General features: G+C 69.6%; 17 protein-coding genes. 8 read left to right on the top strand and 9 right to left on the bottom strand.

Going from position 1 to position 16676, the window contains the following annotated elements; translation table 11 throughout:
• Positions 1-3: 3 nt before the first annotated feature.
• Positions 4-1065, top strand: a complete 1062-nt coding sequence (locus MRB58_RS14265; protein ID WP_244777795.1) for an acyl-CoA dehydrogenase family protein — start codon at positions 4-6, stop codon at positions 1063-1065.
• 92 nt (positions 1066-1157) lie between these two features.
• Positions 1158-1745 carry a methylated-DNA--[protein]-cysteine S-methyltransferase gene (gene ogt / locus MRB58_RS14260; protein ID WP_244777794.1) on the top strand — a complete coding sequence of 196 codons (588 nt, stop codon included), beginning with the start codon at positions 1158-1160 and terminating at the stop codon, positions 1743-1745.
• A 108-nt stretch (positions 1746-1853) separates the two neighbouring features.
• Here ogt and MRB58_RS14255 read toward each other — a convergent pair whose 3' ends face one another.
• The 9 genes from MRB58_RS14255 to MRB58_RS14215 form a co-directional block, all read right to left on the bottom strand.
• The gene (locus MRB58_RS14255; RefSeq protein WP_244777793.1) at positions 1854-2273 is read right to left on the bottom strand and encodes a PaaI family thioesterase; all 420 of its coding nucleotides are present in this window, start codon (positions 2271-2273) and stop codon (positions 1854-1856) included.
• Positions 2274-2312: 39 nt separating this feature from the next.
• The gene (locus MRB58_RS14250) at positions 2313-3131 is read right to left on the bottom strand and encodes an IclR family transcriptional regulator (RefSeq protein WP_244777792.1); all 819 of its coding nucleotides are present in this window, start codon (positions 3129-3131) and stop codon (positions 2313-2315) included.
• 111 nt (positions 3132-3242) lie between these two features.
• Positions 3243-4277, bottom strand: coding sequence for a phosphotransferase family protein (locus MRB58_RS14245; protein ID WP_244777791.1), 1035 nt, complete (start codon positions 4275-4277; stop codon positions 3243-3245).
• Between the two features lie 4 nt (positions 4278-4281).
• The gene (locus tag MRB58_RS14240) at positions 4282-4944 is read right to left on the bottom strand and encodes a histidine phosphatase family protein (protein ID WP_244777790.1); all 663 of its coding nucleotides are present in this window, start codon (positions 4942-4944) and stop codon (positions 4282-4284) included.
• Positions 4945-6186, bottom strand: coding sequence for an acyl-CoA dehydrogenase family protein (locus MRB58_RS14235; RefSeq protein WP_244777789.1), 1242 nt, complete (start codon positions 6184-6186; stop codon positions 4945-4947).
• A gap of 90 nt (positions 6187-6276) precedes the next feature.
• Positions 6277-7479, bottom strand: a complete 1203-nt coding sequence (locus MRB58_RS14230) for an acetyl-CoA C-acyltransferase (protein WP_244777788.1) — start codon at positions 7477-7479, stop codon at positions 6277-6279.
• Between the two features lie 10 nt (positions 7480-7489).
• Positions 7490-8380 (bottom strand): SDR family NAD(P)-dependent oxidoreductase, encoded by an 891-nt coding sequence (locus MRB58_RS14225; protein WP_244777787.1) that lies wholly within the window; start codon positions 8378-8380, stop codon positions 7490-7492.
• Positions 8377-9525 carry an acyl-CoA dehydrogenase family protein gene (locus MRB58_RS14220; protein ID WP_244777786.1) on the bottom strand — a complete coding sequence of 383 codons (1149 nt, stop codon included), beginning with the start codon at positions 9523-9525 and terminating at the stop codon, positions 8377-8379. Before MRB58_RS14220 ends, MRB58_RS14225 begins: the two co-directional genes overlap by 4 nt.
• On the bottom strand, positions 9522-10688 hold the full coding sequence (locus MRB58_RS14215; RefSeq protein WP_244777785.1) for an acyl-CoA dehydrogenase family protein: 1167 nt from the start codon (positions 10686-10688) through the stop codon (positions 9522-9524). The genes MRB58_RS14220 and MRB58_RS14215 overlap by 4 nt, the downstream gene beginning before the upstream one ends.
• 140 nt (positions 10689-10828) lie before the next feature.
• Here MRB58_RS14215 and MRB58_RS14210 point away from each other — a divergent pair, with 140 nt between their 5' ends.
• From MRB58_RS14210 to MRB58_RS14185, 6 genes are all read left to right on the top strand, one after another.
• Entirely contained in the window at positions 10829-12076 is a 1248-nt protein-coding gene (locus MRB58_RS14210) for a branched-chain amino acid ABC transporter substrate-binding protein (RefSeq protein ID WP_244777784.1), read from the top strand.
• Between the two features lie 91 nt (positions 12077-12167).
• On the top strand, positions 12168-13100 hold the full coding sequence (locus tag MRB58_RS14205) for a branched-chain amino acid ABC transporter permease (RefSeq protein ID WP_244777783.1): 933 nt from the start codon (positions 12168-12170) through the stop codon (positions 13098-13100).
• The gene (locus MRB58_RS14200) at positions 13097-14368 is read left to right on the top strand and encodes a branched-chain amino acid ABC transporter permease (protein WP_244777782.1); all 1272 of its coding nucleotides are present in this window, start codon (positions 13097-13099) and stop codon (positions 14366-14368) included. The genes MRB58_RS14205 and MRB58_RS14200 overlap by 4 nt, the downstream gene beginning before the upstream one ends.
• A complete protein-coding gene (locus MRB58_RS14195; protein WP_244777781.1) occupies positions 14365-15129 on the top strand; it encodes an ABC transporter ATP-binding protein in 765 nt (254 codons plus the stop codon). The genes MRB58_RS14200 and MRB58_RS14195 overlap by 4 nt, the downstream gene beginning before the upstream one ends.
• Positions 15126-15872, top strand: coding sequence for an ABC transporter ATP-binding protein (locus tag MRB58_RS14190; RefSeq protein ID WP_244777780.1), 747 nt, complete (start codon positions 15126-15128; stop codon positions 15870-15872). The genes MRB58_RS14195 and MRB58_RS14190 overlap by 4 nt, the downstream gene beginning before the upstream one ends.
• Before the next feature lie 87 nt (positions 15873-15959).
• On the top strand, positions 15960-16673 hold the full coding sequence (locus tag MRB58_RS14185) for an alpha/beta fold hydrolase (protein WP_244777779.1): 714 nt from the start codon (positions 15960-15962) through the stop codon (positions 16671-16673).
• Positions 16674-16676: the final 3 nt, after the last annotated feature.

Genomic DNA, 16676 nt, shown 5'->3' with positions numbered 1-16676 from the left:
CCGATGGACTTCGAGGTTTCCGACGACCGGCGCATGCTGGCCGACACGCTCTCCCGCTGGCTGGCCGCCGAGTACGATATCGCCGCGCGCAACCGGATCGCCTACACCGCGCCCTACCACGCGCCCGACAAATGGGCCGCCTTCGCCGAACTCGGCGCCCTGATGGCGCTGGCGCCGGAGGAGCACGGCGGCTTCGGCGGCACGGGGTTCGACGTCGTCACGGTGTTCGAGGCGCTGGGCCGCGGCCTCTGCCCCGAGCCGGTGCTGCCGCAGTTGATGGCGATCCGCCTGCTGACGGCGGCCGGCGAGGACCTCGAGCCGGCGCTCTCCGGCGCCACCCGCTACGCCGTCGCCGTCGGCGAACTGAGCGCCCCCTACACGCTCGATTTCATCGAGACGCGGGCCGCCGGCGGCACGGTGACAGGGCGCAAGAGCGTCGTCTACGGCGCGCCGGGGGCGGATCGCGTCCTGGTTGCGGCACAGGTGGACGGCCGGCTCGGCGTCGTCGAGGTCGACGGGTCGGCGGCGAGCGTCACCGGCTACGGCATGGTCGACGGCGGCCCGGCGGGCGAGGTCTTCCTCGACGCGGCGCCGGCGCGGACCGTCCTCGCCGACGGCGCGGCGGCGCTGCAGGACGCGCTCGACTGGGGCGCGCTGGCGCTGTGTGCCGAGGCGGTCGGGGCAATGGACTGGAGCTTCGCGACGCTGCTGGCCTACCTCAAGGAGCGCAAGCAGTTCGGCAAGCGCATCGGCGACTTCCAGGCCCTCCAGCACCGGGCGGTGGACGTGTCGATCGAGATCGAGCAGGCACGGTCGATCACCATCCTGGCGGCGAGCCGGATGGGCAGCCCCGAGCAATCGCGCACATGTTCCATGGCCAAGAACCTCATCGGCCGGGCCGCCAAGCTCACCGCGGAGGAGACGATCCAGATGCACGGCGGCATCGCGATGACTTGGGAATATGCGCTGTCACACTACGCCAAGCGGCTCACGATGATCGACGCGCAGCTCGGCGACACGGACTTTCATCTGGAGCGTGTCATGGAATCCCACATGGCCGCATGATCGGTTCGGCGCGGTTGCCGAACGGGTCGGACCGCGCCATCCTAGTCGTCAAACAGGCGCAATAATCGCCGTTCTGGTCGGGGATCGAAGTCATGCTGCCCATTTTGTACCAGGCTCGCGTCGCCAGTCCGCTCGGCCCGCTGCGGTTGGTCCATGACGAGGAGAAGCGGATCCGCGCCGTCGACTTCGACGACTACGAGGGCCGCATGCTGCGCCTGCTGCGGTTGCATTTCGGCCGCGTGGGGCATGAATTCACGCTGATGGAGACGGCGCCGGAGCCGGCCATCAAGGCCGCGTTCGACGCTTACTTCGCCGGCGACCTCACCGCGCTCGACACGCTCCCGACCAAGACCGGAGGCACCCCGTTCCAGCGCAACGTCTGGGCGGCGCTGCGGACGATCCCGGCCGGCCACACGATGAGCTACGGCGCACTCGCCGCCGCCATCGGCAAGCCGGCGGCGGTGCGCGCGGTGGGCCTCGCGAACGGCGCCAACCCGATCGCGATCCTCGTGCCGTGTCACCGGGTGATCGGCGCCAACATGTCGTTGACGGGCTATGGCGGCGGGATCGAGCGCAAGCGCTGGCTGCTGGCACACGAGGGCGTCATCCTCGACACTGGTCCGCTGGCCCCGCTCGCCCCGTCGCCGCGGCTCATGGCCCCGGCGCTGCCGCTGCGCTGACCCACGCATGCCGCGGGCACGCCTCGCGGGCGGCCCATGGTCGCGACCCGTGCCGCCGGCCTACAGGGGACACGCGGTGCCCGCCGGGACGCCTCCCGGCGCGAGCGTCTACCCGCCGGTGCGATAGCGGAAGGTGCCCGTGGCGCGGGCGCACACGGTGCCGTTCCCGTCGAAGACGGTCCCCTCGCCGAAGTAGATGCGCTTGCCGCCGCCGACGCGCCGGCCTTCCGCGATCAGCAGGTCGTCGCCGGGTTGGGCGAGGTAGTTGGTGGTGAGGGACAGGGTCATCGCGAAGCGGCGCACCGCGGGGTCGCCGGTGTAGCATCCGGCGTAGCCCATCACCGTGTCCAGGAGGACGGTGTAGAGGCCGCCGTGCGGAATGCCGTAGCGGTTCCGGTGGAACGTGCGCACGGGCATGCGGAACACCGCGAGATCCTCGGCCCAGGTCACCAGCTCGTAGCCGAGGTGATCCTCGAGTGGGTACGGCGCCTCCTTGAGGGCGGGGTCGAGGTCCGGATAGGCCGTCATCGGCCGCGTCATATCGTGGGGCAAGGCGTCTCTGTCGGGTCAGGCCGGGGACTGGCGGGCGGGCTGGCTGAGGATCTCGCAGGTGGCTTTCAGCCTCTCGCCATACTCGTCGGCCAGGCACTCGGGCGACACCAGGAAGGACGGGCCGCCGACGTTGAGACCGTAGATCCGGTCACCGTTGAGCGAGATGATCGGCACCGCGATGCCGTTCACCTCCGGGCGCCAGTGGGCGAACGAGGTGCAGAAGCCGTATTTGGCGTAGGAGGCCACGGCATCCTCGACGCCCTCCTCCACCTCGCGGATACGCTCGGGCATCTCGGCCTTGGCCAACAGCACGATGTGCTGGCGCTCTTCCTCCGGCATCCCGGCGAGGATCGCGCGGCCGATCGCCGAGGAGAACAGCGGCAGGCGGGCGCCCACGTTCATCGTCATCGACACGGTGTGCCGCGCACGCGCGACGGCCATGTAGACGGCGCTGAGGCGGTGCCGCTCGGCGAGGGCGGCGGTGACGTGCGGGTTGGAGCCCTCGTCCACCAGACGGCGCAACTCGGCCTGGGCGCGCTCGCCGATCTCCATGCCGGCCAGGACCCCGTACCCCAGCGACAGGACGCCCGCGCCGAGGCGGTAGGTGCCGGTCCGCTCGGAGTGGGCGAGATAGCCGAGGCGGCGCAGCGTGTAGGTGAGGCGCGTGACCGTGGGCTTGGGCAGCCCCGTGCGGGCGGAGATGTCCTGGTTGGTCAAGGTCGTCTCATTGGGGCGAAAGCAGCGGAGCACGTCGAGGCCCCGCGCCAGCGCGGTCACGAAACTGCGGTCGTTGTCGTCGCTCTGGTCGAAGTCGTCGGGCACGGGGGAGGTCATGGGCACGCATCCTTCTTCGCCCCCGGCCGGGCCGGACGCAAGATGCTCAAGAGGATTTCGGGTTGCGACGCGGGTTCGGGACCTGCGCGCCGGGGCGGGGGCGTGCGGCGCTCAGCCATGGCACGCGGCCTCCAGCCCCATCGCGGCGTAGAGGGGGACGAGCGCGCCGGCGGCGGCTGCACGCTGAGGGTTCGAGGCGTTCCCGTCGATCCGCCGCTTTTCGATGCCTTGCAGGATGCCCGCCATGCGGAAGAAGCAGAACGCCAGGTAGACGTTGAGGTGCGGCACCGCATCGATCCCGGTGCGGGCGCAATAGGCCTCGACGAAGGCGGTGTCGGTGGGGATGCCGGCGGCGGCGCGGTCCACCCCGGCGAGGCCGCGGCCGGTGGTGCCGGGCTCGAGGCGCCACTGCATGAGGATGGCCGCGAGATCGGCGAAGGGGTGGCCGAGCGTCGACAGCTCCCAGTCCAGCACCGCCTTCACCTCGGGGCGCGAGCGGTGGAAGAGGAGATTGTCGAGCCGGAAATCGCCATGGACGAGCGTGCGCCGGCCATCGTCCTCGGGGAGGTTGGCCTCCAGCCAGGCGATGAGGGCCTCCATGTCGGCGATGTGGCGCGTTTCCGACGCGCGGTACTGCGTGCTCCAGCGGCCGAGCTGGCGGGCGAAATAGTTGCCGGGGCGGCCGTAGTCCGCCAGCCCCACCGCGCCCAGGTCGACCATATGGATGGCCGCGACGGTCGCGTTCATGGCGTCGAAGACGGCGGCGCGCTCCTCGCGCGACAGCTCGGGCGTGCGCGGGTCGTCGAAGTGGCGCGCCTCGACGTGCTCCATCACGTAGAACATCGAGCCGATCACGTCCTCGTCCTCGCACAGCGCGACCATGCGCGCGACGGGGACGGCGGTGCCGGCGAGCGCGTGCTGGACGCGGAACTCGCGATCCACCGCATGGGCCGACTTCAGCAGCGTGCCGGGCGGCTTGCGGCGCAGCACGTAGGCATCGCCGGGCGTGGTGAGCCTGAAGGTCGGATTGGACTGGCCGCCGGCAAACTTCTCGGCCGACAGCGGGCCCGCGTAGCCGGGGACGGTCCGGGCCATCCATGCGTCGAGGGCGGTCAGGTCGAGGGGGGCGGCGGCGGCTTGCGACATGGGTTCAACTATAGGTCAGATATTCGGCCATGGTCTCGGCGTCGATGTGCGGCGTCTCGTTGAACGTGTGGAGAAAGCGGCGACGGGCGGTGAAAACGACGCGGGTCACGGCGCAGTTCTTCATCTGAAGTTGCAGCTCCACCATCGTCGACGGCGGGGCGTCCAAGAGGGTGGCGACGATGAAGGCGATCGGGCCGCCCGAGGAGACGGCGACGACGGAGTCGCCGCCCGCCTCTGTCATTGCGTCGACCGCGGCCAGGACGCGGGTGCGGAAGGCCTCGAACCGCTCCGGAACGCCGGCGATCTCGTCGCGCTGCCACATCCGCACCGTCTCGCGCAGGGCGCGGAAGTGGGTCTTGCGGTCGTCGTGGAGACCGGGTGGCAGATCGTCGCCGAAGCGGGCGTCGAGCACGGCCCGGAAGTCGAACTCGTCGAGGCCGGGGAGCACTTGCGGCGCCGGCGCGATGCCGAGGCCGTCGATGATCCCGTCCAGCGTCTCGCGATGGCGGCGCATGTCGCCGCGATAGCAGGCGGTGGGCGCGGTGCCGTGGGCCTTGAGGGCGAGGCCGAGCGCGGCGGACTGGCGGTGGCCACGTGCGGAGAGGACGTCGTAGTCAGCCGCCCCGAACGAGGCTTGGGCGTGGCGGATGAGGATCAGTTCGGCCAACTATCCGGCTGCTTTCTGGTTGGTGTAGCGCTTCAATTCGTGGCGGGCGACCTGGCGGCGGTGGACGGCGTCCGGCCCGTCGGCGAAGCGCAGCGTGCGGAGCTTGTGGTACATCTGGTAGAGGGGAGTGTCCTGGCTGATGCCGGTCGCCCCGTGGATCTGCATCGCCTCGTCGACCACCTTGCAGGCCATCAGCGGGGCGACGACCTTGATCTGGCTGATCCACGGCTGCGCCTGGCGGGTGCCCACGGTGTCCATCATGTAGGCCGCCTTGAGGCACAGGAGCCGCGCCATCTCGATCTCCATGCGCGCATTGGCGATGATGTCGTAGTTGGCGCCGAGCTCGGCGATGGGCTTGCCGAAGGCGGTGCGCGAGACGGCGCGGCGGCACATCAGCTCCAGCGCCTTCTCGGCCTGGCCGATGGCGCGCATGCAGTGGTGGATGCGCCCCGGCCCGAGCCGTCCCTGCGCCACCTCGAAGCCCCGCCCCTCGCCGAGGATGAGATCCTCGGCCGGCACGCGCACACCGTCGAACTTCAGGTGCATGTGGCCGTGCGGCGCGTCGTCGTTGCCGAACACCTGCATCGGGCGGACGGTCTCGACGCCCGCCGCGTCGCGCGGCACGACGAACATCGAGTGGCGGCTGTGCTTGGCCCCGTCGGGGTCCGTCATCGCCATGACGATCATCACCGCGCAGCGCGGGTCGCCGGCGCCGGAGGCCCAGTACTTCTCGCCGTCGAGCACATAGGACTCGCCGTCCTTCCTGGCGGAAAGGGCGATCTGGGTCGCGTCGGACGAGGCGACGCCGGGCTCGGTCATCACGTAGGCGGAGCGGATCTCGCCCTCCAGCAGGCGGGCGAGCCACTTCGCCTTGTGGGCGTCGGAGCCGTAACGCTCGAACACCTCCATGTTGCCGGTGTCGGGCGCGGCGCAGTTGAACACCTCGGCGGCGATGCCGACCTTGCCCATCTCCTCGGCGAGATAGGCGTACTCCACCGTCGTCAGGCCGAACCCGCGGGCGGAGTCGGTGAGCCAGAAGTTCCAAAGGCCGCGCTCACGCGCCTTCGCCTTCAGCGTGGCGAGGATCTCGTGCTGCCGCTCGGTCATCTGGAAGCGATCGCCGGAGGGGTGGCGACCGATCTCCTCGTGGAACTCGCGGTCGAGCGGGGCGATCTCGTTCTCGACCATGTCGCGCACCTTCTCGACGAGCGGTGCGACGCGGTCGGACATGCCGAGGTTCATGAGCGTTCTCCCTTGGCCTTTCAGGCCTTCGTTATCGTTGCGGGTGGGGCCTCCCGCGCGGGGCCGCCCCTTCCGATCGCAGCGCCGGCGTCAGAGGACCTCGAAGAGACCCGCCGCTCCCATCCCGCCGCCGACGCACATGGTGCACACGACGTATTTCGCCCCGCGCCGCTTGCCCTCGATCAGCGCGTGGCCGACCATGCGCGCGCCCGACATGCCGTACGGATGACCGATGGAGATCGCGCCGCCGTTGACGTTGAGCGCCTCGTTGGGGATCCCGAGCTTGTCGCGGCAATAGAGGACCTGGACGGCGAACGCCTCGTTCAGCTCCCACAGGTCGACATCGTCCATCGTCAGCCCGTTCTTGGCGAGGAGCTTGGGGACGGCGTAGATCGGACCGATCCCCATCTCGTCCGGCTCACACCCGGCGACGGCGATGCCGACGTAGCGGCCCAGCGGAGCGAGACCGCGGCGCTCGGCCTCTCTGGCCTCCATGATCACCGCGGCGGAGGCGCCGTCGGAAAGCTGGGAGGCGTTGCCGGCGGTAATGGTGATACCGTCGACGATCTTCTGCCCGTTGATCGGAACCGGCTTCAGCGAGGCGAGACCGTCGAGCGTGGTCTGCGGGCGGTTGCCTTCGTCGCCCTGCAGGGTGATCTCGCGGTCGGAGACGGCTTTCGTCTCCTTGTCGACCACCTTCATCGTGGTGGTGAGGGGGACGATCTCGTCGGCGAACTTACCGGCGGCCTGCGCCTCGGCGGTCCGCTTCTGGGATTGCAGGGCGTATTCGTCCTGGGCCTCGCGGGTGATGCCGTAGCGCTGGGCGACCGTCTCCGCCGTCTCCAGCATGGTCATGTAGAGGGACGGCAGGTGCTCCATCAGCGCCGGGTCCTGGGCGCGATAGCGGTTCTGGTGTTCGTTCTGGACCAGCGAGATGGATTCGAGGCCACCGCCGACGGCGATGTCCATCCCGTCGGCGATCACCTGCTTGGCCGCCGTCGCGATCGCCATCATGCCAGACGCGCACTGCCGATCCATCGACATGCCGGCGACGCTGGTGGGCATGCCGGCGGACATCGCCACCTGGCGGCCGATGTTGTAGCCGGTCGCGCCCTGCTGCAGGGCGGCGCCGATCACGCAGTCCTCCACCTCGCCGGCGTCGACCTCGGCGCGCTTGAGCGCCTCGCGGACCGCGTGCCCGCCGAGGGCCTGCGCCTGCGTGTCGTTGAACGCACCGCGGTAGGCCCTGCCGATGGGCGTGCGGGCGGTGGAGACGATGACGGCTTCGCGCATTTCAGTCCTCTTAGGCGGTCTTGGATCGTGCGGCGCGCATGGCGATGGCGCGCTCGGCAAAGGTGTTGGTCTGTTCGAAGGCGCTGTGCACGGGCGCGGCGCCCTCGGGGTTGCGGATGGCGGCCGCCGCGGCGGCGACGGCCTCGGGGGTCAGCGCGTCGAGCGGCAGCGTGATGCCGCGCGTCTCGGTGATGCGGATCTCGGTGAACGAGCCGCCGCCGGCGCCCATGATCATCTTCGACGGCGCGTCCTCGGAAACGAGCCAGAGGACGCCGGGGGTGATCGTCTCGGGTGCCAGAACCTCGGCCGCCTCAGGCGAGAGGAGGTCGGCGGTCATCTGCGTCGTCGCGGTCGGGGCGAGGCAGTTGACGCGGATGTCGTAGCGCTCGCCCTCCAGGTGCAGCACGTTCATGAGACCGACCATCGCGGCCTTGGCGGCGCCGTAGTTGGCCTGGCCGAAGTTGCCGTAGAGGCCGGAGGAGGACGACGTGAAGAGCACCCGCCCGTAGCCCTGCTCGCGCATGTGCTGCCAGGCGGAATTGGTGACGTTGACCGAGCCGATGAGGTGCACGTCGAGCACCAGGCGCATGTCCTCTAGCGGCATCTTGGCGAAGGTCTTGTCCCGCAGGATGCCCGCGTTGTTGACGACGATGTCGATCCGCCCCCACTCGGCGACGGCGCGCTGCATCGTGGCGTTCACGGCCGCGACGTCGGAGACGTCCGCGTGGCAGGACATCGCCTGGCCGCCGGCGTCGCGGATTTCGGCGACGACGGTATCGGGGTCGTTGAAATCGTTGACGATCACCTTGGCGCCGCGCGCGGCGAGGCCGAGCGCGTGACAGCGGCCGATGCCGGCCCCCGCACCGGTGACGATGGCGACGCGCCCTTCGAAGCCGATCACGCCACAGCTCCCCGCAGGCCGCGGTGACGGGCGACCGCGGCGGCATGATAGCCGTAGTCGCCCAGCCACTCGGCGGCGACGCGGGCCCGCTTCATGTAGAAGCCGAGGTCGAGCGCGTCGGTCACGCCGATACCGCCGTGCAGTTGCACACTTTCCGACACCGCGAGCCGTGCGGTCGCCGTCGCGCGAGCCTTGGCGAGCGACACCGCGAGGCCTGCGTCGGCCGGACCGGCGTCCAACACGCGCCCGGCATGGATGATGGCCGATGTCGTCATCTCGATCTCGCTCCACAAATGCGCCACACGGAACTGCAACGCCTGGAACGTACCGATAAGCCGGTCGAATTGCTTGCGTTCTTTCATAAACATGACGGTTAAGTCGCAGGTGGCGGCCGCCGCGCCGGTCATCTCGGCCGCCAGGGCCGCCTGCCCGGCCATCAGCGCCGGCTCCAGCGCGGCGAGCCCGTCGTCCAGCGTGCCGACGATGTCGCCCCCGGTCGCCTCGACCCCGGTGAAGCGGATCGTGGCGCGGTCGCCCGAATCGATCGGCCGGCCCGGCCGGGTGGTGATCCCGGCGCGGTCGCGCTCGATGTCGAAGAGGGTGAGACCGGCTGCCTCCCCCGGCGCGCCGGCGGTGCGGGCCAGCACCAGGAGCCGCGTCGCGCTCGCCCCCTCGGCGACGAATGTCTTGGCGCCGCTGAGGCGGTAGCCGTTGCCGGCGCGGGCCGCCTCCATGGCGGTGGCGCCGGGCGCGAACTTCCGTCCCTCGTCGAGCGCGAGGGCGTAGGTGGTGCGGCCCTCGGCGATGGCGGTGAGGGCCGCGGAACGGCCGGCGGCGCGCAGCGCGGTGGCGGCGATGACCGCGGTCGACAGGAAGGGCGAGACGGCGAGCGTGCGCCCCATCTCCTCGGCAAGGATGCCGGCGGCGCGGTGGCCCATGTCGGCCCCGCCGGCGTCCGGCGGCACCAGCACGCCCGCCCAGCCCATGGCGACCATCTCGGCCCAGAGCTGCGGGTCGGTGGTGCGGCCGTCGTCGCGCATCGCCCGCAGCCGGGCGACGGGGGCGGTCGCGGCGAGGAAGCTGCGGGCGGCCTCGCGCAGGAGGCCCTCGTCCTCGCCGGCGGCGAGGCTGACGGCCCCGCTCACTGCGGCAGCTCCAGGATGCGCCGCGCGATGATGGAGAGCATGATCTCCGACGTCCCGCCCTCGATGGAGTTGGCCTTGGTGCGCAGCCAGTCCGCCGCCACGCCGTCGTCGCCGTCCCAGTCGGTCGCCTCGGTGCCGAGCGCGGACATCATCAGCTCCAGGCGCCGCTTGTTGATCTCGGTGCCCATGTACTTGAGCATTGCCGAGGCGTCGCCGATGCCCTTCCCCGCCTTCGCCTCGTCGGCGTAGCGCTCGGCGGTGAGTGCGAAGGCGAGGCCGTCCACCTCGCATCGCAGCGCCTCGGCGTGGATCACCGGGTCGTCCAGAGTGCCGGCGTGGTCGAGGATCTCGGGCAGCGAACGGCCGGCGGCCAGCGTCTGCAGGAAGCTGCCGACCCCGGCCCGCTCGTGGGTGAGGAGGAACTTGGCGATCGCCCACCCGGCGTTCACCGCGCCGACGACGTTGTCTTTGTGGGTCCGCGCATCGGTCAAGAAGGTCTCGCAAAAGGGCGAGCGGCCGGAGATCAGCCTGATCGGCCGCGTCTCGATCCCCGGCTGGTCCATGTCGATCAGCAGGAAGGAGATGCCCTCGTGCTTGGGCGCGTCGCGGTCGGTGCGGACCAGGGCGAAGATCATGTCGGACTGGTCGGCGTAGGAGGTCCAGATCTTCTGCCCGTTGACGACCCAGGTCTCGCCCTCAAGCACGCCCGAGGTCGAAAGGCTGGCGAGGTCCGACCCGGCGCCGGGCTCGGAGTAGCCCTGGCACCAGCGGATCTCGCCGCGCACGATCTTCGGCAGGTGCTCGCGCTTCTGCGCCTCGCTGCCGAACTCCAGCAGTGCCGGACCAAGCATCATGAGGCCGAAGGAGAACAACGGCACGCGCGCGCCGATGCGTGCCATCTCCTCCTCGAGGATCTTGTCTTGCGCGCGGGTCAGGCCGCCGCCGCCGTACGCGCGCGGCCACCGCGGCGCGGTCCAGCCGCGATCGGCCATCCGCTCCAGCCACAGCCGCTGCGCCTCGGACTGGAAGGCGAACCGCCGGCCACCCCAACAGATCGTGTCGTGATCGGTGGCGCCGTCGCGCATCTCGTGCGGGCAATTGGCGGAAAGCCACGCCGCGACCTCGGCGCGAAACGGCGCCAGGGCAGCGCTGTCCTCGGGCATCGTCCCCGTCCCTGCGATACTTGTTTTGCAGTGCAGAATAGCGTTTCAGAGTTGGGTTGACAACCCGAAGTTTTCACGGTTTCCTGACCTTGGACGCTAGATCCAACCCGCAGTAAACGCGGGACAATGGGAGGAAATCGATGAAAAAGTTCGCGCTCGCCTCCGCGGCGACGTTCGCTTTGCTTGTGTCGTCGGCCGCCATGACTTCAGCGCACGCGCAAGACGAGGCGTTCCGGATCGCCTACGTCGAAGGCATGTCCGGCCCGTTCGCCAATGTCGGCGATCAGGGGCTGAAGCATTTCACGCACGCGATCGAGAAGATCAACGCGGCGGGTGGGATCAACGGCAAACAGGTCGAAGTCAAGGCGTTCGACGGGCAGACCAACCCGCGCGAAAGCCTGGTCCAGTTGCAACGGGCCATCGACGAGGGCTACCAATACGTCACCCAGGGCAACGGATCGTCGATCGCCTCGGCGCTGATCGACGGGATCGAGAAGCACAACAAGCGCAACCCCGATCAGCCGGTGCTGTTCCTGAACTACGCCGCCGTCGACCCGGCCTTCACGAACGACCGCTGTTCCTTCTGGCACTTCCGCTTCGATGCGGACGCCGACATGAAAATGAACGCGATCACCGACTGGCTGGAATCTCAGCCCGACATCAAGAGCGTCTACATCATCGGCCAGGACTACTCGTTCGGAAAGGCCGTGGCCGACGCCGCCGTCGCCCAACTCGGCGACAAGCGGCCCGATGTCGAGGTCGTCGGCAACGAGCTGCACCCGCTCGGCAAGGTGAAGGACTTTACCCCCTACGTGCAGAAGATCATGTCCTCCGGCGCCGATGCGGTCATCACCGGCAACTGGGGCGCGGACATGCAGCTCCTCATCAAGGCCGCGTCCGAGGCGGGCCTCGAGGCGCCGTTCCTCACCTATTATGGCGGCGGTCTCGGCGCGGTGACGGCGATGGGCCAGTCGGCGGTCGGGCGCGTGATGCAGGTCTCGGAGTTCCACGAGAACCTCGACGCGACCGAGGACCAGATCGCGGAGATCAAGTCGTTCGAGGACGAGGCCGGTCTCGACTACTACTACCTGCGCATCTTCACCCTGATGGACATGCTGAAGGCGGCCGCGGAGAGCGCCGGCAGCAACGAGCCCACCGCGGTGGCCAAGGCGCTGGAAGGCCTGACCTACGAGAGCCCCTACGGCGCGGTCTCCATGCGGGCCGACAACCACCAGCTCCTCCAGGACCTCTACATCTCGATCCTCGCCGACGACGTCGAGGGTACGGTCGAGGGAACGCCCTTCGGGTTCAAGACCGTGGATGACGGCATGATCCAGGCGGCGGCCACCGAGACCGAGACCACGTGCAAGATGGACCGGCCCGACTGACGGCCCGACCCGCGCGGGGTGTGAAGCCCCGCGCCCCCGGCGGCGCTCCCGTGCGGGCGCCCCTGCCCGGACACCCCAGCAGTCGGACACCATGGAAACGATCGTCTTCTCGCTCCTCAACGGCGTGACCTACGGGCTCCTGCTCTTCATGCTGTCGTCGGGCCTCACGCTTATCTTCTCGATGATGGGCGTCCTCAACTTCGCGCATGCCAGCTTCTACATGGTCGGCGCCTACCTCGCCTACACGGTGGGGGCGGTGACCGGGTTCTGGGCGGCGCTGTTCATCGCGCCGATCCTCGTCGGCCTGCTGGGCGCGGCGGTGGAGCGGTGGGGCCTGCGCAAGGTCCACAGCGGCGGCCACGTCGCCGAACTGCTGTTCACGTTCGGCCTCGCCTACCTGATCGAGGAGATCGTCAAGATCATCTGGGGCAAGGCCGCCGTTCCCTACAAGATCCCGCAGCTGTTGGACTTTTCGGCCTTCACGCTGTGGGGCACCTCCTATCCCGCCTACCGCGTGTTCATGCTCGCCGTGTCGCTGACGATGCTGGTCTCCCTCTTCGTCCTGCTGAAGAAGACCCGCGCCGGCCTCATCATCCAGGCGGCGCTGACCCACCCGGCGATGGTCGGCCACCTCGGTCACAACGTGCCGAAGATCTTCATGACCGTGTTCGGCATCGGCTGCGGGCTCGCCGGCCTCGCGGGCGTCATCGGCGGCAACTACCTCGTCACCGACCCGGCGATGGCCTTCTCCATGGGGCCGATCGTCTTCGTCGTGGTCGTCATCGGCGGCATGGGCTCGCTCGCCGGCGCCTTCGTCGCATCGCTGCTGATCGGCCTGATCCAGACCTTCGCCGTCGCCGTCGACGCCACCTTCTACGACATGTTCGGCTGGGCCGGCCTCGGCCAATGGACGGAGGTCGGGCGCATCTCGGTCTCCTCGCTGGCGCCGATGCTGCCCTTCCTGCTCCTGGTGCTGATCCTGATGATCCGTCCGCGTGGCCTGATGGGAGACCGCGAGTTTTGACCGATACCGCCGTCCCCGTCGCCCTCGGGCCGACGCGCCGCGCCCAGTTTCAGGGTCGCGTGCTGCCCTTCCTGGTGTTTGCCGCGGTGCTGGTGACGATCCCCGCGCTGGGCCCGTCACGCACCTGGTACACGCTGCTCAACTCCATGGGCATCAACATCGTCTTCGCGCTCTCCTACAACATGCTCCTGGGGCGCGCGGGGCTCCTGTCGTTCGGGCACGCCGTCTACTTCGGCCTCGGCGGCTACCTCGCCATGCACGCGATGAGCTGGATCCCCGAGGGCGTGTGGGGCGTGGCGGGCGTCGTCGGACTGCCGATCATCGGCTTCGTCGGCGGTGCGCTGGCGGGCGCGATCATCGGCTGGCCCTCGTGCCGGCGGGCGGGCATCCCGTTCGCGATGATCTCGCTCGGGATCGCCGAGCTGGTCGCCTCGGCCGCGTTCATCTTCGTCTCCGTCTTCGGGGGCGAGGAGGGGATCTCCGGCGACCGGATGAAGTGGTTCGACCCGATCTCTTTCCTCGGCCTCGAGGTCGACTTCACGATGGGACCGATCGGCGACGTCTACTGGTTCATCGCCTTCTGGACGCTGGCGGCCACCATCGCGATGTACGCCTTCACCCGCACGCCGCTCGGCCGCATGTCCGAGGCGGTGCGCGACAACCCGGAGCGCGCCGCGTTCGTCGGCTACAACCCGCAGCAGGTGCGCTACCTCGTCTTCATCGCGTCGGGCGGGTTCGCGGGCGTGGGCGGCGGCATGGCGGCGGTCAACTTCGAGATCTTCACGCCCGAGAACCTGTCGCTGCTGCCGTCCGGCTTCGTGCTGTTGATGGCCTATATCGGCGGCATCCGCTATTTCGCCGGCCCGATCCTCGGCGCGGTCCTCCTGACCTTCATGCAGTCGAGCTTCTCCGGCTACACCGAGGCGTGGCTGCTCTATCTCGGCCTTCTCTTCATCACCATCGTCATGTTCGCGCCGAACGGGCTCGCCGGCATCGTCGTCGCCCTGTGGAACGGCGTGCGTGAGCCGGGGGCCGGCCCGCGACTGGCCCGCTGGGCGCAGATGGCGGCCGCGGCGCTGATCGCCCTCGCCGGGCTCGTGGTGGTGATCGAGGTGGCCGTGCGCTGGTCGAGCGGCTACGGCGAGACCTACCACCCCTTCGGCATCCCGCTGCCGCACGACGCGCTCATCACCTACGTCGTCGCGCTGGTGCCGATCGCGCTGGGGCTCACCCTCATGCACCTCGTCGCGAAGGAGGCCGCCGAATGACCGCCGCGCTCGAGATCGTCGCCCTGAAGAAGAACTTCGGCCCGGCGGAGATCATCCGCGGCGTGACGCTGACCATCGAACAGGGCGAGAGGCACGCCATCATCGGCCCCAACGGCGCCGGCAAGTCGACCCTCTTCAACCTCGTCTCGGGCATGTTCAAGCCGACGTCGGGCGAGGTGCGGCTCAATGGGGAGCGCATCTCCGGCCTGGCGCCGCACGCGGTGAACCGGCGCGGCCTGTCGCGCTCGTTCCAGGTCTCCTCGGTCTTCACCAACATGACGGTGCGCGAGAACGTGCGCTGCGCGGTGCTGTGGTCGATGGGCCAGCGCTACGCGTTCTGGAAGAGCGTGCGCGCCTCCAAGCCGGTGCAGGAGAAGACGGCCGCGATCCTCGCCCAGGTCGGCCTGACGGACAAGGCCAACCTCCCCGCCGCCCTCCTCCCCTACGCCGACCAGCGCACGCTGGAGATCGCCATCACCATCGCCGGCGGCGCCGACGTCATCATGCTGGACGAGCCGACCGCGGGGATGAGCCACTCGGAGACCGAGCGCGCCGTCGCCCTGATCGAGAAGGCGACGCGCGGCAAGACCCTCCTCATCGTCGAGCATGACATGGGCGTCGTCTTCGGCCTCGCCGACCGCATCTCGGTGCTGTGCTACGGGGAGATCATCGCCACCGGCCGCCCGGACGAGATCCGCGGCGATCCCAGGGTGCGCGAGGCCTATCTCGGCGACGAGAGCGACCTGGAGGCCGCCCAATGAGCGCCGCCGACGTCCTCGACCGCCCCGAGGCGGCCACCACCGCCCCGATCCTCACCGTACGCGGCCTCAATGCCTACTACGGCAAGAGCCACGTGTTGCAGGGCGTCGACCTCGACGTCTATCCCGGGGAAGTGGTGGCGCTGCTGGGCCGCAACGGGGTGGGACGCTCCACCACGGTCAAGGCGATCATGGGCGAGGTCGCCCCGGTCGGCGAGGTGCGCTTCAAAGGCGAGGTCATCTCCGGCCGGCCCAGTCATGAGATCGCCCGCGCCGGCCTCGGCTACGTGCCGGAAAACCGCGACATCTTCCCGATGATGACGGTGCGCCAGAACCTCCTCCTCGGCATCAAGAACGTGCGCCGCCCCGGCCGCTGGCGCGTGGAGCAGATGCTCGACATGTTCCCCAACCTCGCCGCGCGGGCCGATACCGCGGCCGGCGTCCTCTCCGGCGGCGAGAAGCAGATGCTCACCATCTGCCGCACCTTGATGGGCGATCCGCAGCTCATCATGATCGACGAGCCGACCGAGGGGCTGGCCCCGAAGATCGTGCAGCAGGTGGGCGGCCTGATCGCCGAGATCGCCAAGGCCGGCGTCGCGATCCTCCTGGTGGAGCAGAAGCTGTCGATCGCGCTTAAGATCGCGGCCCGGGTCTACGTCATGGGTCACGGCGAGATCGTCTACTCCGGCACTCCGACCGACTTCGCCGGCCGTGACGACGTGCGGCGCGAGTGGCTGGAGGTCTGAGGCGCGCCCGCACGGCGCCACCGCTGGACGCCGCCCGCTCCGCTTGGCACAGCTGGAGCCGTACCGCTCGCGACAGGATCGACCCCCATGCAGACTTGGCTCCTCATACACGGTGCGTGGCACGGTAGCTGGTGCTGGGAAACGGTGCGCCACCTGCTGGAGGCCGAGGGCGACACCGTCTGGACCCCGACGTTGACGGGGCTGGGCGACCGGGCCGGGCTGATGTCGACCGAGATCACGCTTCGGTCGTGGGTCGACGAGGTGGAGCGGTTCATGATCGAGAACGCCGTCGCCGAGGCGGTCGTGGTGGGTCACAGCTTCGCCGGGTCGGTGGTGTCCGGGCTGGCGGAGGCCGCGCCGGGCCGGATCGACCGGCTGATCTACCTCGACGCGATGCTGCTGGAGGGGGGAGAGACGGTGTTCGGCTCGATCGACCCGAAAATCGTCGCCGAGCGGCGCGCCAAGTCGGAGGCGTTCAGCGGCGGACTGTCGATGCCGCCGCCGCCGGCCGCCGCCTTCGGCATCCGCGATCCGGAAGCGGCCGCCTATCTGGAGGCGCGGCTGACCCCGCACCCCTATTCCACCTACGTGTCGCCGCTGGCGCTGGAGCGACCGCCCGGCGACGGCTTCGCCTGCACCTACGTCGCCTGCACCGATCCGCCGTACGGCCCCCTCTCCGGATCGCGCGAGCGGGCCCGCGCCTACGGCTGGGACTATCGCGAGATGGCGACCGGGCACGACATGATGTTGACGGACCCGGCCGGTACGGTGCGTCTGCTGAAGGAGATCGCCGGGCGATGACGC

It is taken from the genome of Acuticoccus sp. I52.16.1, assembly GCF_022865125.1.
In the GTDB taxonomy this organism is placed as follows: Bacteria; Pseudomonadota; Alphaproteobacteria; order Rhizobiales; family Amorphaceae; genus Acuticoccus.
This window is presented reverse-complemented; position numbering and strand designations above follow the sequence as displayed.